Genomic DNA, 25594 nt, shown 5'->3' with positions numbered 1-25594 from the left:
ATCCATACAGAAATCGGATGAAAAACTCAGCTTTAGTCTGTTTAAATCTTCAAATAAAAAAAAGCTTAAACTGTGAGAGTCTAAGCTTGCTTTTCTATATTTTTTAATAAAACGTTTTTAATTCATAAAACCTTTATAAATAAAATAACTGCCTACCACGACTAACAAACAAGCAAAGCATTTTTTTAGCATTTGTGGTGACAATGCGTGTGCAACCTTGGCCCCAAGTTTAGCGGTCACAAAACTCATGACACTAATACCAATAAAAGCATAGATGTGCACATACCCAATCGTATTAGGTACAGAAATGTGCTCTTTAGCACCAAACCACATAAAGCCAATTGCACCCGCTACAGCAATAGGTAAACCACAAGCGGCAGAAGTAGCGACTGCTTTTTGCATGACTACACCATGACGGTTTAAATATGGAACAGTTAAGCTACCGCCTCCAATACCAAAAATTGCAGAGGCAATTCCAATACCACCACCTGCCATAAATTGCATAGGTGTTGAAGGGAGCTGACGTGTTGGGTCAACAACCACATTTGCGCCTTTAAACATGCGATAGGCCATCACAACTGCAAAAACACCAATCAGAAGCTGTAAATGTTGACCAGATAAAAGATCGGCAATGCCTGCGCCTAAAAATGAGCCTAGAACAAGACCGGGTGCTAGATTACGAAAAACAGGCCAAAGAACTGCACCTTTTTTATGATGGGCAGAAACAGAACTAAAAGACGTCACAATAATGGTTGCTAAGGAGGTTCCGACTGCAATATGCATGATTACTGCCGGGTCATAGTGCAACTGGGTAAAAACGACATAGAGGATTGGTACAATAATTAGTCCACCGCCAACTCCAAACAATCCGGCAGTAAAACCAGCAATTGCGCCAATGAGTAAATATATGATTAACTCCATAAATGTTTTACCACTCTGCTCATATTCAACATGGATTTAGAGACTCGCCAACTACAACAACTTTTAAGCGCAAAAAACCAGCTTCCAGAAGTGGTTTTATTAAAAGCAACCACAACTTCGACCAATGATGATATTCGTGAAATTGCCCAAAAAGGCATTACAACGGGCTTGGTTTGCAGTGCTCAACAAACTCAAGGGCGAGGACAACATCAACGGCAATGGATTTCACCTGAAGGAAACATTTATTTAAGCACATTGGTGCAAACTCGAACACCCTTAGATGGTCGCTTAGCACTTGAAGTTGCTCTAAATATTCTGCAAATCCCACAATTGCAACCTTTGAGCTTACAAGTGAAATGGCCAAATGATTTGTACAGTACGCAAGGAAAATGGGGCGGAATTTTGGTCGAACCACTTTCCCAGCATCAAGCCATTGTAGGTGTAGGGATTAATTTAAAAACACCTCCAGTAACTGATAATGATCAACCAATTACTTCTTTAGAAGATTTAGGCTTAGAACAAAATAGTCGTCTTGAGTTAATTTCAGAACTCTATGTGGCAATTCAAAATGCAGCTCGCTGGTTTGATCATGGTTGCTACAACTTGGCAGGTCGTTTTAACCATCATGCAGCTTGGTTGAATCAGTTAGTTCAATTCGAACATAGTCAAGGATTGGTACATGGCCGTTTTGTTGGAATTTCTAATGAAGGTGCGGTCATTCTTGAAACTCCAGAACCACAGCAGTTTTATCAAGGTCGTTTAAGACCACAATCAACTCAGTAATCAGGTATTTTCCCCATGAAAAGTTTATGGCTTGATATCGGAAACACCCGTTTAAAATACTGGATTACTGAGAATCAGCAAATAATTGAGCATGCAGCTGAGTTACATTTGCAGTCGCCTGCCGATTTATTACTTGGATTAATCCAACACTTTAAGCATCAAGGTTTACATCGTATTGGGATTTCTTCGGTTCTCGATACCGAAAACAATCAGCGTATTCAGCAGATTTTAAAATGGCTTGAAATTCCTGTTGTTTTTGCCAAAGTCCATTCGGAATATGCAGGCTTACAATGTGGTTATGAAGTCCCGAGTCAGCTCGGGATTGACCGCTGGTTACAAGTATTGGCTGTTGCAGAGGAACAAGAAAATTATTGCATTATTGGTTGCGGAACAGCGCTCACGATTGATTTAACCAAGGGCAAACAGCATTTAGGCGGTTATATTCTACCTAATTTGTATTTGCAACGTGACGCACTGATTCAAAATACTAAAGGTATTAAAATTCCAGATTCAGCTTTTGATAATCTAAACCCGGGCAATAACACAGTCGATGCAGTGCATCACGGCATTTTGTTAGGCCTTATTAGTACGATTGAGAGCATCATGCAGCAATATCCTAAAAAGCTGCTCCTCACAGGTGGAGATGCTCCTCTTTTTGCTAAATTTCTACAGAAGTACCAGCCAACTGTTGAAAAAGATCTTTTACTTAAAGGGCTACAACAATATATTGCTCATTATCCTAAAGACTAAAATACAGAATAAAATAAAAGGCGCTCTAAGCGCCTTTTATTTTATGGTTTTATTTCTTTTGGTCATTGTTACCAAACAGTGGTCCCATACCTCCACCACCGCCAAATTGTTTTTGCATATTGCCTAATGAACGCATCATTTTGCTCATACCAGATGGATTCGCAAACTTCTTCATCATTTTAGCCATTTGAGCTTGTTGCTTAATAAGCTTATTCACTTCAGCAACATCCATACCACAACCTGCCGCAATACGTTTTTTACGACTTGGGTTCATCAGGTCTGGGTTACGGCGTTCTTTAACAGTCATCGACTGGATAATTGCTTCCATCTTTTTGACTTGTTTTTCAGGATTCGCTTGCTCAATCGCTTGCTGGATTCCTGCACCGCTCATGCCAGGCAACTTGTCTAAGAAGCCCATCATGCCGCCCATTTTTTTCATTTGCTCAAATTGCATCAGCATATCTTCAAAGTTGAAGCTACCGCCTTTTTGCAATTTTTTCGCCATTTTTTCGGCTTTTTCTTTGTCGATTTTACGTTCAACTTCTTCGACTAAAGAAAGTACGTCACCCATACCTAAAATACGTTGAGCAACACGATCCGGATGGAATGGCTCTAAGGCATCAAGCTTTTCGCCCATACCCAAGAACTTGATTGGCTTACCAGTAATCGCACGTACAGAAAGCGCTGCACCACCACGTGCATCACCATCAGTTTTAGTAAGAATCACGCCCGTAAGTGCCAAAGCATCGTTAAATGCTTTAGCAGTATTTGCAGCATCCTGACCTGTCATAGCATCAACCACGAACAGAGTTTCAGTCGGCTTAACTGCTGCATGCAATTCTTTAATTTCGTCCATCATGTCTTCATCGACATGTAAACGACCTGCTGTATCGACAATCAACACATCGGCAAACTGGATCTTTGCCTGTTCAATTGCACGGTTAACGATATCAATAGGCTTTTCAGAAGGATCTGAAGGAATAAAGCCTGCACCAACTTCTGCTGATACAGTTTCTAACTGTTTGATCGCTGCCGGACGGTAAACGTCGGCAGAAACGGTCATTACTTTTTTCTTTTGACGTTCTTTTAAGAAACGTGCCAGCTTGGCAGCAGTTGTAGTTTTACCTGCACCTTGTAAACCAGCAAGCAATACAACAACTGGAGGCTTAGCACTTAAATCCAGTGTTTCATTGGCCTCACCCATCATCTTGGTGAGTTCGTCATAGACAATTTTTACAAATGCCTGGCCTGGAGATAACTGGGTCATCACTTCTTGGCCCAATGCCTCTTCCTTAACTTTCGCGATAAATTCACGAGTTACAGGTAACGCGACATCGGCTTCAAGAAGAGCCATACGTACTTCACGTAAGGTATCTTTAATATTGTCTTCGGTCAGCTGCCCTGAGCCAGTAACATTTCTTAAACTCTGCGTGAGTCGTTCTGTTAAGGTATCAAACATTGCAAAATCCGCTTAAAATGGCTAGTTGCAAAAAAATCTTTCTCGAAATAGAAAATTTATGCATAGAATGCTATAGGATACTTTAGTTCGCAGCGAATTTATATCTTATCTAGATGAATTAATCCTGAAAAAGGTTTGACATGATTAGCCTCCCCTTGGTTTACACAATTTTGGCACTCATCGCATATACCACTTCTTTCTGGTATCTGTTCATACGTTTAATGTCAAAACGTGAACCAAACCCATGGTTATTTGCTCTTGTTACGACCTTGGCCCTGCTACTGCACGGCACAGTTCTATGCCATGCAATGCTCACGCCTTTAGGAATTAACTATGATGTTTTTAATTTAGTCTCTTTTACATCATGGCTTATGTTGTTGTTAAGTTTAATTTTTAGTACTTTTCGTCCGATTGTACCTTTAAACTTATTAGGCATTCCTGTAGCAGCCATTGGTCTTATTTTAGGTTTTGCATTTAGTAAACCAAATCAGTTTATTGAGCAACACTCATTAGGCTTAGATACACATATTATTCTTTCACTTTCGGCCTATGCGGTTCTACTCATGGCAACCATACATGCAATCTTGATATGGTTCCAAAACCGTGAACTCAAAAAGAAACAAAAAAAACGCTTCTGGGTCAATTTACTCCCGCCCATTCAGGCCATGGAGTCCTTGTTATTTGATTTAATTATTACCGGTTTTATTTTATTAACCATTGCTCTGGCGTTTGGTTTCTTAACTGTTGATAGTTTCTTTGCTCAGCATCTCGCTCATAAAACCGTATTTAGTATTATTTCATGGATTATTTATGGCTCATTACTCATTGGCCATTACAAACTCGGATGGCGCGGTCAAAAAGCGATTCGTTTTACCCTAATTGGTTTTGCATTATTAGCGATCGGCTTTATTGGCAGTAAATTTGTGCTTGAGATGATATTGGGCCGATAAAACAATTAAAATTTCAGCACTACTAGACAGCGTTATACATATCCCGTATAACGCTGTTTTTGTTTTAATCAGGTGACTCAGACTGTGAAACTCATACTCGCTCCAATGGAAGGTTTAACTGACCCGATCATGCGGGATACGCTCACATCTGTTGGTCATTTCGACTGGTGTGTAACCGAGTTTATTCGCGTTACAGACAGTATTTTGCCAGACCATATTTACTATAGTTTTTGCCCTGAGTTAAAAAACGACGGTAAAACAGCTACTGGAACACCTGTGCATGTTCAGTTCTTAGGGAACAACCCAGATATGCTGGCAGCAAATGCTGCAAAAGTGGTTGAACTAGGTGCTCCTGCAATTGACCTTAATTTTGGTTGTCCAGCCAAAACAGTTAATCGTCATAGAGGTGGTTCGGTACTTCTTGATGAACCAGACGTGGTACATATGCTCATTAAAGCTGTTCGCGATGCAGTACCAGCACATATTCCGGTCTCAGCAAAAATGCGTTTGGGTTATCTCGATGAAAACCACACCATGGAAAATGCGCATGCGGTCGAAGATGCTGGCGCAAGCTGGCTAACAGTACATGCGCGAACGAAAGCAGATGGCTATACGCCACCAGCTTATTGGGAAAAAATTCTACCGATTAAAGAAGCTTTAAAAATTAATGTGATTGCTAACGGCGAAATTTGGACAAATGCCGATGCTAAAGCCTGCCAACAACAATCTGGTTGTAAAGATTTAATGATTGGCCGTGGTGCTGTGACGACTCCCGATTTAACACAATGCATTCGTAATAATATGGATGAGGCATTATTTAGTTGGGAGCAACTGGTTGACTTACAAATTCGATTTTTAAACGGTCAAGCAAAAACAGAAATTGGAATGGTTGGTCGTTATAAGCAATGGTTAGGTATGATGACCAAAGCCTATCCACAAGCGAAAGAATTATGGGACCAAGTGAAACGTATTAAAGCTTTAGATGAAATTGTTCAACAGTTACAACAAACCAGTTCATCACATAGCTAATCACTTAAAATTTATAAAAGAGGGTGGCTGTTTAGACAACCACCCTCTTTTATATTTCAGGTTAAGTAATTAGTTTTAAAAACCACTTACTTTCATTTTAAAGTCAGTTACCGAAGCACCTATAACTCCGAAACTTCCTATCGACCCATTAGGCAAATTATTAAACGTTGTTGGACTTTGTATTCCCGCATTTCCTAAAGTTATATTGTTAAGTGATGCATCAAATTTACTAGAGACACCTGTATTGCCAAAAGTTAGCCCTGTTGGGTCAACTCCAGCATAAAACCCATCAAGAACAAATCCTGTAGATGAATTTGTTCCCGCAAATTTAAATCCAAAATTCGCGCCAGTATTATCAGACACTAAAGTAATTGGACAACCAGATGCAGCAGAACAAATCGATTGAATAGCTCCACCAAATTTGACCATGACAGACTGGGCAGCATGACCCAATTGAATGTTTAAACGGGGCTTATTGGTCTGTACAAAGTTAATATCCAAATTTCCGGTAGAGCGAATAAGTTCTTTCACTCCTGTATTTACCGTGGTTCCCGAGCTAAAAATTGATTTGGGTGCATAACTAGTCACCGCATAATCCGAAGGACTAGAAACTGATGTATTAGGCGCTAAATAAACTGAAAATGGTGTAAGCCGAATACCATTGACGTCACTTCCCATTGTGACAGCCAAGTTCACAAAAGGCTTACCTGCACCTGCATCGGTATCTATAGCAATATTGAAAGACGGATTGGTCGATACAGCTGCTTTAATAAATTCTATACTTGGAACAGGATTAGTAGAGTTCCCCGCAATGACGAGACCAGCTTTGCTGTTGTAAGACGTAGACGCAATACCATTGGTATCAATCAAGGCGACTTGATTAAATTTAACTTTATCAGCCTGAATGCCTAGCGTTAAACCATTTTGACCCGTCGTCGCTGAAAGACTTTGGTCATCTAAAGGCTGCATCGCAAAAACACTTGAACTACTGGCAAATAATAACCAGCAGGCTATATTTTTATTTTTCATGTTGCTCTAATCCTTAAGAGACAAACGTTTATTATTTGTTCAGATTATCAGAATAATAGATGAGTACAAAACAATTATCCCTATAACCCGACGAATGTAAATCCAATCACATTCAAAAATTAAATTTTAAAAAAGTGGCGATATCGCCACTTTTATTTATTAGTTAAAAGCACCATTTCTCGGCACAATGCTAAAGTTACTATTTAAACGTCCACCAGTAATTGCAAGTTCACCTAAACGTGCGCCCGCCCCTGTTGAAGGTGGATAGAAATTAATATCTTTAACACGTAAAGCACCATCAATGTTCTTATCAGGGTTAAAGTACACTGCGGTATTTACACCCACTTTGCCTAGTCCGCTCGCACTGTCTTTTCCAACAACTAATGCTGTGTTGAACGCAAGCTTTCCAGTCATGTTCTCCAGACCAATTGCAGAGCCATCAATCGGGTCACTAATTTGAACTGAGTTTCCGGTTGCTGTGGCAGGCATTGTAAAATCACCCAAAACAGTGAGCGCACTACCATCGGCAATTGAACTGTTTGGCACTATTGATAAATTAAGATCTCCGCCTAAACGCAGCTTTAAACCAAATAAAACATCGTTATTTCGAGCAAAGTTATCAATTGGTGAGGTACAAGATCCTGTTGCTGGACAAGATTTATATTTAGCCCCAGGTAAATAACCCGCTGCAATTTCAGTTGATAAGGCAAGTAACATATCTTTTAAACCGATATTTAAACTGCCATTTTCTAAACCGATAGTGCCATTACCTTTTAAGAACATATCGATATTACGTAAGCCCATATAGTAGTCGGTAGGATTACCCGCATTATTGGCATTTGGAGAACCATCAATTAATAAAATTGAAGTTGTTTTTGTACCGCCTGAGTCACGTCCTGTTGTGCCAACAGCAACACCAAATCCTAAACGCGAAGTCGTTCCCGAGGTACCTACAGCATTCTGAACAGGTCTACCATTAGCATCTTTTGTATAGTAAAAAGCGCTATTCGCAGGTGCATCTACCCCATAAATTGCGGCATTAGCATTTAAATTATAAAAAGGTAACGCCAAGCCCCATTGATTACTTAAGCCATTATCTGCAAATTGATTAGCTGCAGCGACATTTGCACTGGTAGTAAAGCGACCACGTCTAGAAAATGCCTGAAACTCTGCTCCACGCATCGCAAGAATTAGACTAAATGGATTAGTCACCGTATCCCGGTGAATATTATGTTGATAATCGGCAGCGGTTGTTAAAGTGCCAGATCCTAAACGAATTGCATTTAACGTTGCGTTATTCGGCATTAATAAAGTTTTTGTATCAGCAAGATTTAGATAAATATTCCCGCTATCAAAGTAACCACGTGTAGCTGAGTTCAGCCCAGTTAAATTACCAAACTCAAAACCATAAGCATTCAGCCCTGCCCCACCAATTTCTAAAGTCGTGGCTTTGCCATCGGCGCCTAGCATAGAATCGTTATCTTTAGTGAACTCACCTTTCATACGAAAGGCAATTCCAGTATTACCCAAAATACTATTACTTGAGGTGGTGCCTGAGGCAGTATTTGCTGTACCTAAGGTTGTCGTGTCCGAAGAGCCATCCATACCACGGACTTGTAAATAACTATTTACCATACGTCCGCTTGCGCCTACACGAATTAAACCTTTTGAATTTTGCGGTGTATTCGTAGCATCTAGCCCATAAGGATTGGTTTTATCTACATTAGAACTGAGCATTACTTCAATGTTCAGACCTGAATTAGTCACTTTGCCATTGCTATCAACATAAGTACCTGCAGTTAAACCCGAAGCTGAGTCTGCCACCCGATTAAAGTCGACATAGCCATATGTACTATTTGGTGTTTGTCCTATAGCAGCCACATTTGACCCAGTATTAGTTTGTAAAACTAAGCCACGGATAGGGTCAATAAACATGACACCTTTACCCACAAAATTAAAGTTAAAATTCTTTAAAATTAGTTGGTTGAGTTGACTACGAGCATCTAACTGTCCTAAATAAATATTTGCGTTATTTATACCCAATGTCATATTTGACTGGCTATTTGGAGTAAACAGGCCATCTTGAGTAGTCAATGCTAAATTTAAAGGTGATGTTGTTTGGATAGCCAACTGCCCTAATGTAGGTGAGCATGTAGCAGAATTATTACAAACTTTAACGCTATTTACCGTAATGAGGGATGGACTACTTTGCATAGAAAAATCAACACCAGCTTTACCTGTAGTCGTATTACTCCCCACATCTAAACGGTAGTTCGTTCCTAAAGCTTGTGTAGAGGCATTACTTTTTTGTATTTTTACACCGCTCGCTTGAGCTCTTAAAACCTGATCAGCACTTGTTGGCGTGCCCGCATGATCATCCCAATAAGCATTATCAACATTAATTTCGTTGAAAGTCGTTTGAATTGAGATCCCATCTTGACCATTGACTGCACTCAGATCGGCATCGGTTAAAGCTTCTAAAGCAAAAACTTGTCCACTCACTAACAACATACTGGCTGTTAATGTATTTAAAATAAACTTTGAGCCGTGACTTTCTTTATTTTTGTTCATCACTTCAGTTCCTTTGAAATCTACATTAACCGTTAACAACGGGGATGGCTACCATCACAGCTAAACACCATGACTTTTCCTTGAATAGCCAAGTTGCCGTTCATCATTAAACCCATAAAACCTGTTTCACGTCCATAGTCATAGGCTGAAGGCGTTGCTGTGGCCACTTGCTGAGTCGCACTGTTTGCAGTTGCAGCATACGTTGGTTTTTTGAAATATGCATAATCATACATATTCGTACTCGAGCCTTGGGTCGTTGTTGAACTTGTAAAGTTATCTTGCTCAATGGATAAAGCATTAAAACCAAAGTTACGAATTAAAATCGGTTGTGCTGCACTAAAACTAAGTTGAATAGCAGGTTTTATAATTTCGGTATTGGTTTTATCAAGATACTTCAAATCAGCACCATCCAAACCCATTTTTTGGATGTTTAAAGTTCCTTGTACACCTTTAAACACCAACCAAAGCTTATTACCACTATCACTATTTTCAGCCCAACCACTTGGCTTAGTTGCATCTGCTTGCACAAAACGTTTATTAATTGCTAAACCAATGTGGCAGAACTCTACGTTTTCACAAACGCCGCCGCTACCATTATCAAATATACCGTTACTGGTCTGGTTTAAATTAAGCATTAAAGACAAATCAGCACCAGCTTGGCCATTAATCGCTTGTAAAGCGTCGTTGTCCAAAGTTTGTAATTCTGCATGACTCACAGTTGCACAAAGAGCAAGAAGTAAAGCAGTTATTTTCTTCATCGCATTATTCTCCTCTTATAGCCCTTTTGTGGTGAGTTTTAAATGCTGAATGAGCAAGCCATCCACCACAGCAGAACCTAAATTATTGAGAGGAGTAATGTTATTTAATGCAGGTGCCTGATTGGCAGTTGGAATTACATAGCCAGTGGTTCCATTACTGCTTCCAATAAAATCGTTGACGACTGCATTTCTTGATGTGAGCCATGGAATAGCAGAATTACTCCAGTCACGGTTTGAAACCGTTCCATACATTGGAGTTGAACCAGATGTACTTGTACATCCTAGCGCACCAGAACAAGTTGCTGCATCAGCAGGTTTTGCTGTTGGGTTTGTAATCACCCAAGTACCTGTACCTTGGTTATATTCCCACTGATATAAATAACCAGCTGTTTTATAACCGCAGTTTGAATTAAACAAACCACAACTATAAGTTTGATTCCATATTTGAGTATTCTGTTGTCTTTGTTTGTAGCGGACTTCTGTCATGGTTGCAGATGTTGTTCCAGACACTGAGTTGGTCAATGACACTAGGCTACCAGCAGAGGTTCCAGAAACTTGTGTACCAGCTGAAATTAAGCGGCCAAAGGAGACTCCAATTGCACCTTCACTCGTATCTGCTAACAGAGTTTTTCCATTATCAGGACTGTAAACTGTCCCGATTGCGATACTGCTGTGTGTTGGATTAGCACAAGAATAAACGTTACAAGTGGCACCTTTATATGTGGTGTCAGCTCCAGTGTAATCGGTATAAATCTGCTTATATATTTCTGGCTTATTGGCAATTCGCGCAATTTCTATACTAAAGTTTTTGCCATCAGAACCCAAAATAAGGGGTTGATATAAATTACCTAGTACTAAGTTAATATTTGGATTGTATAGATATAAACCTTCAGTATCAGCAAACTTCGGTGCGATAGCACCAGTTGCATCTAATGCTGGTGTATATAGATTATTGGATGCATTTGGTGAATCTGAAGTTTCACGAGTACTCAATCGTAAAACTTTACTAGTATCATTAAAATCACTTCGTGTCTTACTTGATGTTTTTGTGTCTGTTCTTGTGCGATTTTCTACGTAATAGCGACATCCACGTAGTGTACTAAAACTTCCTGTACCACTATTACCACAGTCGCCACTACTGCTTGTACTTAAGGTTGAATTTGCACCAGCATGTACTGTTTGCCAACCATTATTCGCACTCGTTGCATAGGTTTGGGTTTGGCTCGTAACATTTTCAGTCACAATACTCGTATTTTTACTATCGCCCGTATTTAAGCGCACTAAACCAGACATTCCCAAAGTATTGTTATAAAAAGGACTCATTCCACCAGCAGAGGTTGCTCCTCCTAGCGTTTGGAACATGCTAATCTGGCTGCCATTGAGACTAAAACCATTTAGAATACCTTGTAAACGTAAACGGTTCGCACGACTTGTATCAATACTGGTACCAATTAATCCATTACTATCACCATATTGAAATTGTGCTAAAGAACCATTTGTCGTTGCTACAATATTAGGGTTCCGTACAAATGCATCTGCCCATAAACCTAATTTTAAATTATATGCGTCTGCTCCGGCTGCACCATCAATTGTGGGTTGGTATAAAGGAGCTTCTAAAGATAAATATGTAACAGGATAAACACCACTATCGGTAGTACTAAAGTTAGGAACATTGTTCGCAGTTTTTACTTTAAATACCCAAGGGTTTGCACCTGTTCCCCAGCTTGAAATCGCTGCTGCTGTTGCAGTATTGGCAATACGTGAGTTGGCATCACCATCTGACTTAGAAAGTGCTAAACCATAAAGAAAGATATCCGCTTTCCCGACTGCTTTATCTTCGGGTCCAACAGTACCATTGCCACTTGTGTCTGCAGCGGCGACACTCAAAGGCCCAACAGGTACATAGTTAATGTAACCTGTATCTTTACTACGATCGGTAATTATTTGATTTACAGATTCATTTGGACCAGCACCACGAAATACCATGAATGCATTTTGAGGTAATATTGCAATACCCTCTCCCGTAGTTTCACTTAAACCGGCATCAGAAAGCTCTTCAAGAGCAAAACTCGATTGACTTAAACAGAGGCCAATTAAGCTTGCTAAAACGGTTTTTTGAAAACTGACCGTATAATTAAGTGTAGTCATCGTGACCTTCCTGTTTTATACGATGCCGCGCACCATATTTCTTTTTCTTTAACAGTCCTTGAAGTGTGATGAAATTATTTCCTTTTCCATCTCACAAGGGGCAAACTTCAAAATTGCCAACCTTTCCACATTTCCATTATGCTGAATATTTATTCAAATGCAAAATTAAATCAGCAAAAATGCATTTTTCCGATGAATGAAAAATGGTTAAAACACACAAATTAATCAACAGAATTTTAAAGAACCATAACAGTTAGCAGAAAAACTCTGTTTTTGTAAAACAACATTGGTTAGGGTCATGGAAGCAGGTGTTTTACCAGTTAAGTCAACCGTCCCCACAGGAAGATTTCCTGCAATTAAACAACTACTTGCTAATAAACCACAATCTACAGGATTTTTATCTAAATACTTGCTTACCTGTCCTAAAGCATCAACAATTGTAGAAAGTGCAATATCAACACTGCCAGCAGGAGTGATTTGACCAATATCAATCGGATTTGTAAGCTCTAGCCACCATCCAGTTTGTGCAGTAGAGGCAGCTTCTGGCCATAGAATATTCACGCCCTGTACAGATAAATAACCAGCAGATCCATTTAATTGCGCAGCATGGAAATAGCCCAGACTTTGTTTAATTGCTACATTTACATCTAAATTATTTACTGTCCCAGTTACATTACCTGAAATGGGAATAGGAAGTCCTAGTACAGTGGCCGTTGCATCTAAAGTTCCAGTAATAGCTAAACCACCAACTGTTGCTTTTGCATTTAAATTGGCCGTATTTATACGTTTACCCGTAATAACCTGCTGTCCCATAGACAGTGTTCCACTGCCTGCTCCCAAATTCAGATTATACCCAGTAGATGTAAATGGAACTGTATATACTTTACCTATAACTGTTGCCTGACCAGTAATTGCCGTGTTTGTCTCATCTTGAGTAATACCATAGTATGGGTTGGTGGTTACCGTGCCTCCCGTTGGTTTAGTTACCATATATCCACTCAAAGAGTTAATACCACTCGCAGCATCCCCATTTTGTAAACCAAAAGTAAGTAGTCCAGAAAGAGATTTAGCACTTAATCGGAAACCTTGTATTTCACGTGTAGATGCAGAATTTGGGTTTTTAACAGCGAACTCTAAAAATGGATTGGTAATAACGGCGGAGGACGCAGCTCGTTCCGCACTAGTACTATCGACAGTGCCGCCACTTAGGCTCAAATAATCGATATCAATATCACAAGCCCCTGCTCCATTAACACCACCACAACCTAATTGTAATTTTTTAATGTTGGCATTCAGTTCTAACTGGGCATCTAGGGCAAGTCGATAAAAGCCCATGTTTCCGTTAGTACTTGAGTTACTTGCAGCATCGGTAGGTGCGATATAAGACATACTCATCAAGGCTTGGCCACGAGTAGCTGACAACTCAGCATCTGACATTGGAACTAAGGTAGAACCAGCATAAGCTGAAGAAAAGCATAAACTTCCAAGTGCTAAAATAGCTAAATGAAGAGACTTAAACTGTCGCATGACCGACCTCCGTATCCTTGGGGGCATAATCTAATTTAATTTCTTTTTATTTGGCTTTCCTTTCTTTAATCTAATCTTAAATTGAATAAACAAAGAAATGCCTATAGCTGATTTTTATGATTTAAGTCCATTTAAATTGTGTGATACAACTCAAAAAAACAAATCAATTATTGATCATTTTATATCATTTTTTACAAAAGAAAACGTTCATTTATAAATATTCCGATGAATGCCACTTTCTTTATTTTTCAATAAAAATGGGCCACTTCAAGTGACCCATTTTTTAGAATTTAATCCAAGTTAGAACAACTTAGGTTTTAGGAAGTGTAACGCCAGTTTGTCCTTGGTATTTACCACCACGGTCTTTATAAGATGTTTCACAAACTTCATCGCTTTCAAAGAACAACATTTGTGCAACACCTTCACCCGCATAAATACGTGCAGGTAAGTTCGTAGTATTTGAAAACTCTAAAGTAACGTGACCTTCCCACTCTGGTTCCAAAGGCGTCACATTTACAATAATTCCGCAACGTGCATAAGTTGATTTACCCAAGCATACAGTTAAAACATTACGTGGAATGCGGAAATATTCAATTGTGCGCGCCAAGGCAAATGAGTTTGGCGGAATAATACAAACGTCAGACTCAATATCGATAAAACTTTTTTCATCGAAATTTTTCGGATCAACAATTGCAGAATGTACGTTGGTGAAAACTTTAAATTCACGTGCACAGCGTACGTCATAACCATAGCTAGAGACCCCGTACGAAATCAATTTTTCGCCATTCTTATCAAAACGGACTTGATTTTCTGCATAAGGTTCAATCATGCCGTGTTTTTCGCTCATTTCGCGAATCCAACGATCAGACTTAATAGCCATGTATTTTCTATCCAAAAGGTAATTTCATTAATTGCGACGTACTTTAACGTAAAAAAGCAATTATGAAAACAATGGTGGCTACTCTTCGTGACAAGAATAGCCCAGCAAGACTTTTAAAGGTTTAATAAAGCAGAATAGCTAATCGGAATTGAGAAGCTGACCAAAACCAGCGAAGCTGTTTTTTGTAAATTCGTCTGATTTAACCAACTTACTTTATTAGCTGCCAAGATTGATCCTAAAAAAATCCAAAATAAAGCAATCGGTGTAATTAAAGCCAAATAAGCCAGCATATGAATGAGATAAATATGAAAATCAGTCCATGCTGTAACAGGAAAAATTGCAGAAGCAAAAAGTAATGCTTTAGGATTCAATAGAGTTGCACAAAACAATTCACGTGGTCGAATAGTTGGCTGATCTAACTCAAATTGTTGATTTGCTGTGTGCCATAACTTAATCGCTAAAAAAATAATGTAACAAGCACTTAGCAATTTAAGCATAGGAGGTAAGAAAGGAAGTGTTGCAGAAACTTTCCCGATTAACATGCCCCAAGCGGAAATCGAAATAATATATCCAAGAACTTCTGCTGGAATTAACTTAGCAGACTTCCTAAAACCAACTTGTACACCAGATGATGCCAGTAAAGTATTGGTTGGGCCTGGGGTAAGTAAAATTGTGGCAACTAAGCCAATAAAAAGCCATGAAATCATTGAATGACCTCACAATGTAGTCATCTCAGATTAATAGATATCTTTTATGAAGGCAAAATCTAATTGTAAGACGATTTTTTAAAACACTAACACGGTAAAAGTAAATATTATTATTAAACAAATGGATACAAAAAATTAAAGAAGCTTAAGCTAAAAAACTTTAGAGTCAGTTGTCGAGCTTTGCGTGCCAAATTGTATTAAGTAATATAAGTATTTTTATTTTAAATCTATTTTTAAGTTGAAAAGATCTATAATGAATTATTACAGCAGTAAGTTTAATTTTTAAGCTTTTAATAAGTTTCAATTAATATATTGTTTTTTTGTGTTTATATGAGTCACCAGACTCTACTATTCTATGATTATGGCAAAGCAATTTTTTCAGTCTTGGCTTCCTTCTCCAGAGAAAGTTTCAAATATGAAATTTTTAAGGATTTTTGGGCAAAAAACCCTTAATCCAGTGCTTTGGTATGTCAACCGTAAATCGATTACAAGAGCGGTTTTTGTAGGAACATTTTTTGGTTTACTGCCTATTCCATTTCATAGCGTTTTTATTGTGATGGCCGTATTGCTGTTTGAGGTGAATTTACCCATCAGCCTAATGCTTGCTTGGCTTAGTAACCCTCTCACATTAGTTCCTATTTTATATGTTGGATTCTGGTTTGGTTCACATATTTATCATGTACATATGATCAATAAAAAGATGCTCCTAGGCGTACTTCATCAGATTTCTAGATGGATTACTCATTTTGGTCATGGTCATATAGATTTCAGCCTCGCTAAAATTTTAATGACCGGGCTTATAGTTGAAGCTTTTGTCTTTGCAATCATACTGTACATAGTGACTGAAGTTTTCTGGCGTTGGATGGTCATCCGAAATTGGAAAAGTAGACCTGGTCATAAAAGACAAGAAGATGCCCTATAAGAACCCATCTTCTTGCCTATAGTTAAATTATTATTTTGGTAGTTTAGATTTCATATATTCTTCTGCCACATTAAGCACATAGTCTTGGCAAGCCTCTCCTGTACCAGGATCATACGCTCCATTATTAGTAATATTATTAGATAAAATCCGAATTCCTAAGAAAGGAACATTAAACTGACTTGCGATTTGTGCAACAGATGCTGCTTCCATTTCCTCAACAGAAGTACCATAACGCTGATGGAAAAATTGAATTCGGTCAAGCTCATTATTCCACACATCTGCCGATCCAATCGTTCCTTCGACTACCTCACCTTTATCATAACGGACTTTATGCGCCGCCATTAATAGCTCTTGATCACCTTCAAATTTGCGTATTGCGATCGGTTCTGGGTCAGATTCATCTGTTGGCAAAACATCAAAGGCCTCAACCCATGTAAGTGAGTTTGAACCGCCACCTAATGGCTGTTTAGGCGTTCTAAACGCACCAATATTAGTTGCATATTTTCCTAAAACAATGTCATAAACGTGTAGATCTGGGTCATGACCACCTGCCGTCCCCTGATTAATAATTGCAATCGGCTTATAGCGCTCAATGGCCAAAGCTGTTGCAGCAGCAGAGTTACTCATGCCCATGCGTGTTTTAGAAATCACCATTGGGTAACCATTGTAAGTTCCTTTCCAGAATGTCCACCCACCTACTGTTTCAACAGTCACATTCTGCAATTTAGAAGCCATCTGTTTTGACTCTACAGGTAAGGCGCCTTGAATAATAATCGGCTGTAATTTCTGTTTTTGCTCTTCAACTGGCGTTGTTTGGGACACTGTTGAGTGATCATCGTTGCATCCAACAAAAAATAAAGCGCTACATAAACTGATAACGCCAAAAGTATATTTAAATTGCATTTCTCACCTATTTCTTTTTAAAAGCGTAAAGTAGCAATCTATATGCCAATTTCAAGTTCAGCTTTGTTATTTAGATTCAGTAATTTAATTTTTTCTTTTAACCAAGCAATAAAAAACCCAGCTTAAAGCTGGGTCAGTTGAATCAAAAGATTCGTTTATCATTACGCGTGCGTTGAGGAATTTTTTCAATTTGTTGCCACACAGCTTTCGCAATATCAATGTAGCTATCGGCTGCGTCATCCATTGCTATAACACTTGGTTTACCCTCATCAGCATGTTCACGTATTTGAGCATTTAAAGGCAAACGACCTAATAATGGAATATGGTATTGCTCGGAAAGCTTATCACCACCACCAATGCCGAAAATTTGTTCTTCATGTCCACAATTCGAGCAAATATGAGTCGACATATTTTCAACTACACCCAATACAGGTATGCCAACTTTATTAAACAGCTCAATTCCTTTGGTCGCATCCAGTAAAGCAACATTTTGTGGTGTAGTGACAATAATTGATCCTGTAACCGGAATACGCTGTGCAAGCGTAAGTTGAATATCACCGGTACCCGGCGGCATATCAATCATGAGTACATCTAAATCTGGCCAAAGTGTTTGGTTAAACAATTGCATTAAAGCACCGGTTGCTTTTGGTCCACGCCATGCAACAGGAGTATTGTTGTCACCTGTTAAATGTCCAATAGAAAGCACAGCCATACCATATGCTTCCAAAGGTACAAAGTTTTCACTTTCAATAAGAGGTGTTTTACCTGCATTACCCAGCATGGTTGGAATACTTGGGCCATAGATATCAGCATCTAATACCCCAACCTTAAGCCCCATTTTCTGTAAGGCAAGTGCTAAATTGACAGTAGTGGTCGACTTACCAACTCCACCTTTCCCAGATGAAACTAAAATGACGTTTTTGATCCGAGGATGAAGTGGAACATCTCTTTGTTGTGGAGCAGCTTTTTGAATCGGAGGATTGTTTGGATCAGGTTCAGATTTAGGTGAGGCATCAAGCACAGGAGGTAAGTTCGCACTTTCTTTAGGTGCTTTAGATGAGCAGCCTTGGCCTGAACTTTCTTGAGCAGGACGCTTTTGTTGAACTACATGTAAGTTAAGTTCTTCAATACCACACTTTTGCAAAGCTCCAGCCAAATCATCATGAATTTGTTGCAAATACTCTTTTTCATCTGGAAAGGTATTAATAGTGAGTTGTAAAACTCGGCCTTGTACCTGAAGCTGACTAATGCGCTCTTTTAAGGCATCTTTTGAATGGGGTAGTAAATAGTTTTGGAGTACGGTTTGGATTTCATCTTCTTTCACTTCTTGTGCGGGTGAAAAAACGGACTTTAATGAAGAAAGCCAAGACATATTGTTTACTCCAAAAACAGATCATTACAGCTTGTTGGAGCTAGTGTAACAGTATTGATCCGCACTCGCTCAACTCGAAATGAATAATTGCTAATTTTAAAGCCTCATCATTTGAGTGAGGAGCACGAATTTTTATTTAAATCAGCTTATTCAGCAGAATCGTGATTTTTCAATTTATTGAGTTTATCTGTTGCCGTTTTCTTCAATTCATCAAACTTTGCAGTTGCTTGAGTTTTTAACTCATCTAATTTTGATGCAGCTTCTTCCTTTAATTCTGCTGCTTTTGCTTTAGCATCATCAAGTTTATGAGCTGCTTCAGTTCGCAGGTGATCAAATTTGTCTTGCAGACTATGCTGAGCATCATCAAGTTTGCTCTTCAAATCACTGGCTTTCTCTTCCACTACTTCTTTTGCAGCCGCCTGTTTCTCTTTTACATTATCCTTCAAATCATCTAAGGCTTTTTCACCTTGGGCTTTTGCATCTGCTGCTTTTGCCTTTAGTTCATCTACTTTATCTTCAACAGCTTCTTTACCAGCGGCCTGTTTCTCTTTTACATTTTCTTTTAAATCTTCCAAGGCTTTTTCACCTTGCGCTTTTGCATCTACTGCTTTTGCTTTCAATTCATCTACTTTATCTTCAACTGCTTCTTTGCCAGCAGCTTGTTTCTCTTTTACATTTTCTTTTAAATCGTCCAAAGCTTTTTCACCTTGTACTTTTGCATCAGCCGCTTTTGCCTTTAATTCATCTAATTTATTTTCAGTAGTCATCGTTGTTATCCTCATCGTTAATTAAAAAAATTACCTGAATAAGTTATTAGTTATACATCGTTATGGCTTGTTTTCTGACCGTAACTGCAATTTGAAACAAAGACAATACAGGAAGATTCAAATATTTTTTGATTTGTTTATCTGTTCTAAAGAGAAATCCTTTCTGGCTTTAGGCCCATTTCTGTAGCTACCTCTTCTCTTTAGACAAAGATTATTAATCTTTGCTTATCTCCCTGCATCAGTTAAAATCTTCCACCTTATAAATACGAATGAGAGAATGAGATCCGTGCGTAAAATTTTAGTCACCAATGCCCTCCCTTATGCCAATGGTCCAATTCATATGGGTCATTTACTCGGTTATATCCAGGCAGATATCTGGGTTCGTGCCATGCGGGCAATGGGTCATGACGTGACTTATGTATGTGCGGATGATGCTCATGGTACAGCGATTATGCTACGTGCCGAAGCAAATGGTATTAGCCCAGAAGAGCAAATTGCGAATGTTCAAAAAGAGCACATTCGTGATTTTGACGGTTTTGGCGTACATTTCGATCATTATGATTCAACTCATAGTGATGCAAACAAAGCTCGTTCAACAGATATCTATATTAAAAACCGTGAAGCTGGAAATATTGCAGTTCGCCCTGTAACTCAATTATTTGATCCAGAAAAAGGTATGTTCTTGTCTGACCGTTTCATTAAAGGCACATGCCCGAAATGTAAATCAGAAGATCAATACGGCGACTCATGTGAAGTTTGTGGTACAACTTATAACGCAACCGAATTACTTAACCCGCGTTCGACTTTAAGTGGTGCAACACCTGTTGAAAAATCATCAGATCACTATTTCTTTAAACTACCAAACTTCTCTGAATATTTACAAAAATGGACGCGTGATGAAGGTCGTCTGCCTCTTTCAATTGCCAATAAATTAGACGAATGGTTTGAAGCGGGTTTAGCAGACTGGGACATTTCTCGTGATGCACCATATTTTGGCTTTGAAATTCCAGACGCCCCAAATAAATATTTCTATGTGTGGGTAGACGCCCCAATCGGCTATATGTCTAGTTTTGAAAACTATATCAAAACTAAACGTCCAGACTTAAACTTTGATGATTTCTGGAAAAAAGATAGTCAAAATGAGGTTTACCATTTTATTGGTAAAGATATTGTTTACTTCCATGCTTTATTCTGGCCTGCAATGCTTGAAGGTGCGAACTATCGCACTCCAACAGGCTTGTTCGTAAATGGTTTCTTGACTGTAAATGGACAAAAAATGTCTAAGTCTCGCGGTACTTTCATTAAGGCCGAGACATATTTACAGCATTTAAACCCAGAGTATTTACGTTACTACTTCGCTTCTAAACTTTCAGATAAAGTTGAAGACTCTGACTTGAACCTTGATGACTTTGTTCAGAAAGTAAATTCAGATCTAGTTGGTAAAGTCGTCAATATTGCAAGTCGCTGTGCGAAGTTCATTAATAGTAGCTTTAACAATACTTTATCTGCTGAATGTGCAGAATCTGAGTTAGTACAAAGCTTTATTGATGCTGGTGATTCAATTGCTAAAGCATATGAAGCACGTGAATTCTCTACAGCCATTCGTGAAATTATGGCGCTTGCTGACCGTGCAAACCAATATATTGATGAGAAAAAGCCTTGGGCTCTTGCTAAACAAGAAGGTCAAGAACAACAAGTTCTTGATGTCTGCTCTGTTGGTATCAACTTATTCCGTCAACTCGCAGTGTACTTAGCGCCAGTTCTTCCAACTTTGGCTAAGCAAGTTCAAGATTTCTTAAAACTTGAAAGCTTCGATTTCGAGTCACGCAAACAAATTCTTGTAAGCCATGAAATTGCGCAGTTCCAGCCACTTATGCAGCGTGTTGATCCAAAAGCTGTTGCAGCAATGGTTGATGCTTCGAAAGAGTCTTTAGGTGCTCCAGCTCCACAAGCAACTAAAGCAACAGCAAAGAAAGAGAAATCTGCCGAGAAAAAAGCAACCCCTACTCCAGCAGTGGGTGAAGCTGAAATTATCGGTATTGAAGATTTCTTAAAAGTTGACTTACGTGTTGCTCAGGTCATTGAAGCAGGCACAGTTGAGGGTTCAGATAAATTGCTACAACTGACGTTAGAGGTAGGTGAAGCTGAACCACGTAATGTATTTAGTGGTATTCGTAGCCAATACGCACCAGAAGACCTCAAAGGCAAATTAGTCGTGATGGTTGCTAATCTCGCACCACGTAAAATGCGTTTTGGTATTTCAAACGGTATGGTACTTGCTGCTGGAAATGGTGAAGGTATTTTCATTATTTCTCCAGATAGTGGTGCAAAACCTGGCGATAAAGTGTCTTAATTTGCCTTCATAAAAAAGCTCCCTAATTGGGGGGCTTTTTTTAACTATAAATTTTCTAGAAACATCTATAAGAAGATTTAAATTATGTCCATGGCCGCCCTTCACAAGGGTTACTAAGTAAAACGTGTATATTCCCCAATTCCTCATTTGTTAAATAACCATTCTTATTTTTATCTAAATAATGAAATAGTTCTGTTTGCTTATTCTCTCCCTGAAAACGCTTATCCGTAGGCCAACGATAAGGATAGAAATCTTGTACCTGTTGAAACTCTTTTAAGCTGTACAAACCATCATGATTTACATCATATTTTTCTTGAAAAAGCTTCCAATCTAAAGATGCAGGCTCACAGGCACCTACTACATTTAAAATGCAGTAAGTGATGCAGCCTATGAGTAACTTAATAGTTAGATTGCTCATGATTGTTGGCTTGTAAATCAGAAATTTTGTAATCTTTTTCATGAACAGGAGTACCAACTATGCTCATAGTCCGCTCATTGGCTGGCTGTTGCTTGCTCATTGTTCTCATCTCACATCCTGTCGTTAAGATAAGAAAAGCTACAGAAATGCTCACCATCAATTTTTTCATAGCGTGACCCTCATTTCTTTTTGTTTTATTTATTAAGTTACCACTTTTTAAATGGTTAAGAACTAAAAAAGATATTTCAATTTGTATATATTTTACCCAAAAATAAAGCCAGTCTATAAACAGCTGGCTCTGCATTTTTTAGATATTTTAATTAAAGACTTATCATTTGAAGAAAATTAACTTTAAGCCCAATATACTCACAATACTTCCAGCTATCCGGTCAACGCCAGTTTTTGCTTTTAGGTACATTGTTCTTGGCTTCTCTGAAGATAGCAGCATTGCAACACATGAATACCACCCCGCATCGATCATAAAACAAATCACTGGCAATGCAACATAGTAATAATTTGGGATTTCTTTGGGCAATAAAGCAGTAAATACACTCGCCAATACAACAGCAATTTTCGGGTTACTTAACTGTGTAATCAGGCCATATCGATATGCCTGTTTATAGGTCATTTTTGATTTGCCATCATTTTCCATGGCAATTGGTTCTTTGGCATGTTTGATAATTTTAAAAGCAAGCCAAAGTAAATACAGTCCACCACCAATTTTTAAAATTAGATAAGCTGAAGGCACTGCCAACAAAACTGCCTGCAATCCCATGACAGCTAAAAAACCAAAAAGAGCAGCCCCCGTACCTGTACCCAAAGCAGTAAACAAACCATGTTTACGTGATTTAGAAATTGAATTTTGTGCTACATAAATAAAGCTCGGCCCAGGGCTTATTGCTCCAAGCATCAATGCCATCGCAATTGAAAAAAGAGGAATAAGGGACTCAAACATTGTATTGACCTAGCATCATGCAATTTGGCGATATTCTAGCAGCTTTTTATGACACATATAAAAATGGAAAAATATAAATGATAAAAATTGAATTTTCATGTTTTTACAATTTATCTCTTCACAACGGACAAAAATGTCCGTTAAATATATCATCTTTAAATCTCCCCCAATCCATGACATGAGTAAGCGTCAAAAAATTGCAGCCCATAATCGGGATGAATTACTCACTGCAGCCGAAGAATGTTTCCGTATTCATGGCATTAATGTGCCTTTACAAGTTGTCATTGACCATGCAGGTGTAGGTAGAGCAACCTTTTATCGAAACTTTTGTGATCGAAAGGCTTTAATTAGCGCTCTTTTAGAGCGCGCGATTACACAGCTAGAGCAAAAAGCTGCTCATTTTCAACAATTCGAGGATGGATTATTTCGTTTAATTGAAGGACATATTGCACAGCTTCCTAAACTCGCAATTTTGCAAGATTTTTGGAGAGTGATTGATCGACAAGATCCAATTATGTTAAAAATTTATGAAAGGCGAAATAATGCACTTAAACCACTGATTGAAAATGCGATAGAACAAAAATTGTGTCGAGCTGATCTGACTGCTAATGACTATGCAATGGTCACTGCAATGTTAGGTTCTTCATTTCAAGGACATGAGCCAGAAGAACAGACTCGCTTAGCAAAACGAGCAATTGAATTACTATTTAATGGTATTCAAATACAAAAAATTCGAGGGATAGAATGAGTAAAACGCCTCGTTATTTAGAAACACCACCCGACTGGACACCAGAGGAACAACCGACTCTACCTGGTTCACCAGCAGCGATTGCACATTCTGTACCTAAACGTTTTATCTATTTTTTCATTGGCCTATTCGTTGCTCTTTCGGCAAGCTTAAGTAATGGCTTTATCACGGCAAATTTACCTTTAATTCAAGGTGAGTATGGCCTAACCCCTTCCGAAGCTGCATGGCTGCCAGCTGCATATGTTATGGCAAATGTCAGTTCAAACCTGATTTTGTTTAAGGCCCGTCAACAATATGGTCTGAGAGTATTTTCAGAAATAGGTCTCGTCATTTTTATTGCGGTTCTTGTTTTACATATTTTTGTACATACCTATGAAATGGCGCTGTTCGCACGGGTTGTAGCTGGTTTAGCTGGTGCACCACTAAGCTCCTTGGGCATGTATTACACCATGCAAGCTTTTAAAAAAGCTGACATGGCAAAAGGTATATACATTGCCTTTGGTTTTCAGCAGTTAGGTGTTCCTCTCGCCTGGATTATTTCTCCATTTCTTGTTAGTACAGACAGTTGGTCTGTTCTATATACCTTTGAGCTTGGTTTAGCACTTTGTTGTTTAGCCATGGTTGTTTCATTGAAACTACCACGCAGCTTACGTATTTATGTGTTTGAGAAGCAGGATTTCTTTACCTTTGCTTTACTGGCTCCTGGTTTTGCATGCTTATGTATTGTGCTTACACAAGGCCCAATTCTGTGGTGGTTTAATAGTGAGTGGCTTGCTTATATATTAATTGCAGGTTTTAGCTTGGTTGTTTTAGGTTTACTTTACGAACACTACCGTGCCAATCCATTAATTATGACACGTTGGTTAGGTACTGCTTCGACACTACGTTTTATTTTTGGTGCTTTTGCGATTCGGCTTCTAATGTCAGAGCAAAGCTATGCTGCTGTTAACTTCTTAAAAGCCATGGGAATGGGGCCTGACCAGTTTGTACCTCTTTATGTTGTGATATTCATCGGGATTTTAAGCGGAACATTATTTAGTGCACTGACTTTTTCACGCGAACGAATTATCTTCCACTTACTTTTTGCAGAGTTCTTGATTCTGGTTGCCTGTGGACTAGATTATCACTTAACCAGTGATGTTCGACCTGTGAACTTTTTTGCAAGTCAATTCTTAGTGGGTTTTGCAGGTGGTTTATTTATTGGGCCATTACTGCTTATTGGCTTTGCTCAAACTTTAGCAAAAGGTCCTTCATATGTAGTGACTTTTATTGTGCTGTTCTCTGCAACTCAAACCTTTGGTGGTCTGGTCGGGTCTTCTTTCTTCTCGACCTATCAACAACACCGCACGCAAAACTATCAAGTCGAGATTATTAAAGATTTAGAACAATCCGACCCGTTAGTTTCTCAAAGGCTCTCCACTTATCAGCGTAGTGCAGCCATCACAACAAATGACCCGGCATTACAAACGGCTCAGGCCATGCGCACACTCAATCAAGTGGTCACCCGTGAAGCACAAGTGCGTGCCTACAATGATGTTATTGCGTTAAACGGTATTTTTGCTATCGCATTGCTCTTATGGGGTGGATTTAATATTGCCCGTAGTAAATATCTACAACGCAGAGGAATTAGCCGTCCTTAATGGC

At 38.8% G+C, this 25594-nt stretch carries 23 protein-coding genes; 8 read left to right on the top strand and 15 right to left on the bottom strand.

Annotated features, from left to right (window positions below; translation table 11 throughout):
- Positions 1–117: 117 nt before the first annotated feature.
- Positions 118–921: a sulfite exporter TauE/SafE family protein gene (locus ABLC00_RS04030; RefSeq protein ID WP_004710335.1), complete on the bottom strand. Its 804-nt coding sequence runs from the start codon at positions 919–921 to the stop codon at positions 118–120.
- Between the two features lie 30 nt (positions 922–951).
- On the opposite strand from ABLC00_RS04030, the gene ABLC00_RS04025 reads away from it, so the two are divergent.
- Together ABLC00_RS04025 and ABLC00_RS04020 are read left to right on the top strand one after the other, a co-directional pair.
- Positions 952–1704: a biotin--[acetyl-CoA-carboxylase] ligase gene (locus ABLC00_RS04025; RefSeq protein ID WP_032041307.1), complete on the top strand. Its 753-nt coding sequence runs from the start codon at positions 952–954 to the stop codon at positions 1702–1704.
- Positions 1705–1719: 15 nt separating this feature from the next.
- Positions 1720–2454, top strand: a complete 735-nt coding sequence (locus ABLC00_RS04020; RefSeq protein ID WP_004888554.1) for a pantothenate kinase — start codon at positions 1720–1722, stop codon at positions 2452–2454.
- A gap of 49 nt (positions 2455–2503) precedes the next feature.
- Here ABLC00_RS04020 and ffh read toward each other — a convergent pair whose 3' ends face one another.
- Positions 2504–3913, bottom strand: coding sequence for a signal recognition particle protein (gene ffh, locus ABLC00_RS04015; protein ID WP_000460622.1), 1410 nt, complete (start codon positions 3911–3913; stop codon positions 2504–2506).
- Positions 3914–4053: 140 nt separating this feature from the next.
- Here ffh and ABLC00_RS04010 point away from each other — a divergent pair, with 140 nt between their 5' ends.
- The gene (locus ABLC00_RS04010) at positions 4054–4863 is read left to right on the top strand and encodes an inner membrane protein YpjD (protein ID WP_000624644.1); all 810 of its coding nucleotides are present in this window, start codon (positions 4054–4056) and stop codon (positions 4861–4863) included.
- An 84-nt stretch (positions 4864–4947) separates the two neighbouring features.
- Positions 4948–5892 (top strand): tRNA-dihydrouridine synthase, encoded by a 945-nt coding sequence (locus ABLC00_RS04005; protein ID WP_033846732.1) that lies wholly within the window; start codon positions 4948–4950, stop codon positions 5890–5892.
- Between the two features lie 75 nt (positions 5893–5967).
- On the opposite strand, the gene ABLC00_RS04000 is transcribed toward ABLC00_RS04005, so the two are convergent.
- The 7 genes from ABLC00_RS04000 to ABLC00_RS03970 all read right to left on the bottom strand — a co-directional run bounded on the left by ABLC00_RS04000 (position 5968) and on the right by ABLC00_RS03970 (position 15512).
- Positions 5968–6921, bottom strand: coding sequence for a DUF6160 family protein (locus ABLC00_RS04000; protein ID WP_033846731.1), 954 nt, complete (start codon positions 6919–6921; stop codon positions 5968–5970).
- Positions 6922–7080: 159 nt separating this feature from the next.
- The gene (locus tag ABLC00_RS03995; protein ID WP_033854326.1) at positions 7081–9492 is read right to left on the bottom strand and encodes a DUF6160 family protein; all 2412 of its coding nucleotides are present in this window, start codon (positions 9490–9492) and stop codon (positions 7081–7083) included.
- Positions 9493–9524: 32 nt separating this feature from the next.
- Positions 9525–10250, bottom strand: a complete 726-nt coding sequence (locus ABLC00_RS03990; RefSeq protein WP_033846729.1) for a DUF6160 family protein — start codon at positions 10248–10250, stop codon at positions 9525–9527.
- A gap of 15 nt (positions 10251–10265) precedes the next feature.
- Positions 10266–12398, bottom strand: coding sequence for a hypothetical protein (locus ABLC00_RS03985; RefSeq protein ID WP_033846728.1), 2133 nt, complete (start codon positions 12396–12398; stop codon positions 10266–10268).
- Between the two features lie 225 nt (positions 12399–12623).
- Entirely contained in the window at positions 12624–13925 is a 1302-nt protein-coding gene (locus ABLC00_RS03980; protein ID WP_020992185.1) for a hypothetical protein, read from the bottom strand.
- 310 nt (positions 13926–14235) lie between these two features.
- Positions 14236–14805 carry a dCTP deaminase gene (dcd, locus tag ABLC00_RS03975; RefSeq protein ID WP_000985728.1) on the bottom strand — a complete coding sequence of 190 codons (570 nt, stop codon included), beginning with the start codon at positions 14803–14805 and terminating at the stop codon, positions 14236–14238.
- 113 nt (positions 14806–14918) lie between these two features.
- Positions 14919–15512, bottom strand: a complete 594-nt coding sequence (locus ABLC00_RS03970) for a LysE family translocator (protein ID WP_022575894.1) — start codon at positions 15510–15512, stop codon at positions 14919–14921.
- Between the two features lie 355 nt (positions 15513–15867).
- On the opposite strand from ABLC00_RS03970, the gene ABLC00_RS03965 reads away from it, so the two are divergent.
- Positions 15868–16434 (top strand): DUF2062 domain-containing protein, encoded by a 567-nt coding sequence (locus ABLC00_RS03965; protein ID WP_001979937.1) that lies wholly within the window; start codon positions 15868–15870, stop codon positions 16432–16434.
- 30 nt (positions 16435–16464) lie between these two features.
- Here ABLC00_RS03965 and ABLC00_RS03960 read toward each other — a convergent pair whose 3' ends face one another.
- From ABLC00_RS03960 to ABLC00_RS03950, 3 genes are all read right to left on the bottom strand, one after another.
- The gene (locus ABLC00_RS03960; protein ID WP_033854325.1) at positions 16465–17337 is read right to left on the bottom strand and encodes a 5'-methylthioadenosine/S-adenosylhomocysteine nucleosidase; all 873 of its coding nucleotides are present in this window, start codon (positions 17335–17337) and stop codon (positions 16465–16467) included.
- A gap of 142 nt (positions 17338–17479) precedes the next feature.
- Positions 17480–18709 (bottom strand): iron-sulfur cluster carrier protein ApbC, encoded by a 1230-nt coding sequence (apbC, locus tag ABLC00_RS03955; protein WP_033846726.1) that lies wholly within the window; start codon positions 18707–18709, stop codon positions 17480–17482.
- Positions 18710–18855: 146 nt separating this feature from the next.
- Positions 18856–19476, bottom strand: a complete 621-nt coding sequence (locus tag ABLC00_RS03950) for a hypothetical protein (protein ID WP_227517039.1) — start codon at positions 19474–19476, stop codon at positions 18856–18858.
- A 286-nt stretch (positions 19477–19762) separates the two neighbouring features.
- Between ABLC00_RS03950 and metG the strand changes: the two genes are divergently transcribed.
- A complete protein-coding gene (gene metG / locus ABLC00_RS03945) occupies positions 19763–21829 on the top strand; it encodes a methionine--tRNA ligase (RefSeq protein ID WP_033846725.1) in 2067 nt (688 codons plus the stop codon).
- Positions 21830–21911: 82 nt separating this feature from the next.
- Here the strand turns inward: metG and ABLC00_RS03940 are convergent, their stop codons facing one another.
- The 3 genes from ABLC00_RS03940 to ABLC00_RS03930 form a co-directional block, all read right to left on the bottom strand.
- A complete protein-coding gene (locus ABLC00_RS03940) occupies positions 21912–22247 on the bottom strand; it encodes an EF-hand domain protein (RefSeq protein WP_033846724.1) in 336 nt (111 codons plus the stop codon).
- Positions 22228–22416 carry an NF038215 family lipoprotein gene (locus tag ABLC00_RS03935; RefSeq protein WP_004888592.1) on the bottom strand — a complete coding sequence of 63 codons (189 nt, stop codon included), beginning with the start codon at positions 22414–22416 and terminating at the stop codon, positions 22228–22230. The genes ABLC00_RS03940 and ABLC00_RS03935 overlap by 20 nt, the downstream gene beginning before the upstream one ends.
- A gap of 162 nt (positions 22417–22578) precedes the next feature.
- Positions 22579–23202, bottom strand: coding sequence for a LysE family translocator (locus ABLC00_RS03930; RefSeq protein ID WP_033846723.1), 624 nt, complete (start codon positions 23200–23202; stop codon positions 22579–22581).
- Positions 23203–23380: 178 nt separating this feature from the next.
- Between ABLC00_RS03930 and ABLC00_RS03925 the strand changes: the two genes are divergently transcribed.
- Together ABLC00_RS03925 and ABLC00_RS03920 are read left to right on the top strand one after the other, a co-directional pair.
- Positions 23381–23950: a TetR/AcrR family transcriptional regulator gene (locus ABLC00_RS03925; RefSeq protein WP_022575897.1), complete on the top strand. Its 570-nt coding sequence runs from the start codon at positions 23381–23383 to the stop codon at positions 23948–23950.
- Positions 23947–25590: an MFS transporter gene (locus tag ABLC00_RS03920; protein WP_002050275.1), complete on the top strand. Its 1644-nt coding sequence runs from the start codon at positions 23947–23949 to the stop codon at positions 25588–25590. Before ABLC00_RS03925 ends, ABLC00_RS03920 begins: the two co-directional genes overlap by 4 nt.
- Positions 25591–25594: the final 4 nt, after the last annotated feature.

The organism is Acinetobacter nosocomialis, assembly GCF_041021905.1.
Lineage (GTDB): Bacteria > Pseudomonadota > Gammaproteobacteria > Pseudomonadales > Moraxellaceae > Acinetobacter > Acinetobacter nosocomialis.
This window is presented reverse-complemented; position numbering and strand designations above follow the sequence as displayed.

Bases quoted from the DNA above. Each gene is read 5' to 3' on its own strand.
- ABLC00_RS04030 (WP_004710335.1), bottom strand. From the start codon at position 921: ATGGAGTTAATCATATATTTACTCATTGGCGCAATTGCTGGTTTTACT.
- ABLC00_RS04025 (WP_032041307.1), top strand. From the start codon at position 952: ATGGATTTAGAGACTCGCCAACTACAACAACTTTTAAGCGCAAAAAAC.
- ABLC00_RS04020 (WP_004888554.1), top strand. From the start codon at position 1,720: ATGAAAAGTTTATGGCTTGATATCGGAAACACCCGTTTAAAATACTGG.
- ffh (WP_000460622.1), bottom strand. From the start codon at position 3,913: ATGTTTGATACCTTAACAGAACGACTCACGCAGAGTTTAAGAAATGTT.
- ABLC00_RS04010 (WP_000624644.1), top strand. From the start codon at position 4,054: ATGATTAGCCTCCCCTTGGTTTACACAATTTTGGCACTCATCGCATAT.
- ABLC00_RS04000 (WP_033846731.1), bottom strand. From the start codon at position 6,921: ATGAAAAATAAAAATATAGCCTGCTGGTTATTATTTGCCAGTAGTTCA.
- ABLC00_RS03995 (WP_033854326.1), bottom strand. From the start codon at position 9,492: ATGAACAAAAATAAAGAAAGTCACGGCTCAAAGTTTATTTTAAATACA.
- ABLC00_RS03990 (WP_033846729.1), bottom strand. From the start codon at position 10,250: ATGAAGAAAATAACTGCTTTACTTCTTGCTCTTTGTGCAACTGTGAGT.
- ABLC00_RS03985 (WP_033846728.1), bottom strand. From the start codon at position 12,398: ATGACTACACTTAATTATACGGTCAGTTTTCAAAAAACCGTTTTAGCA.
- ABLC00_RS03980 (WP_020992185.1), bottom strand. From the start codon at position 13,925: ATGCGACAGTTTAAGTCTCTTCATTTAGCTATTTTAGCACTTGGAAGT.
- dcd (WP_000985728.1), bottom strand. From the start codon at position 14,805: ATGGCTATTAAGTCTGATCGTTGGATTCGCGAAATGAGCGAAAAACAC.
- ABLC00_RS03970 (WP_022575894.1), bottom strand. From the start codon at position 15,512: ATGATTTCATGGCTTTTTATTGGCTTAGTTGCCACAATTTTACTTACC.
- ABLC00_RS03965 (WP_001979937.1), top strand. From the start codon at position 15,868: ATGATTATGGCAAAGCAATTTTTTCAGTCTTGGCTTCCTTCTCCAGAG.
- ABLC00_RS03960 (WP_033854325.1), bottom strand. From the start codon at position 17,337: ATGCAATTTAAATATACTTTTGGCGTTATCAGTTTATGTAGCGCTTTA.
- apbC (WP_033846726.1), bottom strand. From the start codon at position 18,709: ATGTCTTGGCTTTCTTCATTAAAGTCCGTTTTTTCACCCGCACAAGAA.
- ABLC00_RS03950 (WP_227517039.1), bottom strand. From the start codon at position 19,476: ATGACTACTGAAAATAAATTAGATGAATTAAAGGCAAAAGCGGCTGAT.
- ABLC00_RS03940 (WP_033846724.1), bottom strand. From the start codon at position 22,247: ATGAGCAATCTAACTATTAAGTTACTCATAGGCTGCATCACTTACTGC.
- ABLC00_RS03935 (WP_004888592.1), bottom strand. From the start codon at position 22,416: ATGAAAAAATTGATGGTGAGCATTTCTGTAGCTTTTCTTATCTTAACG.
- ABLC00_RS03930 (WP_033846723.1), bottom strand. From the start codon at position 23,202: ATGTTTGAGTCCCTTATTCCTCTTTTTTCAATTGCGATGGCATTGATG.
- ABLC00_RS03925 (WP_022575897.1), top strand. From the start codon at position 23,381: ATGAGTAAGCGTCAAAAAATTGCAGCCCATAATCGGGATGAATTACTC.
- ABLC00_RS03920 (WP_002050275.1), top strand. From the start codon at position 23,947: ATGAGTAAAACGCCTCGTTATTTAGAAACACCACCCGACTGGACACCA.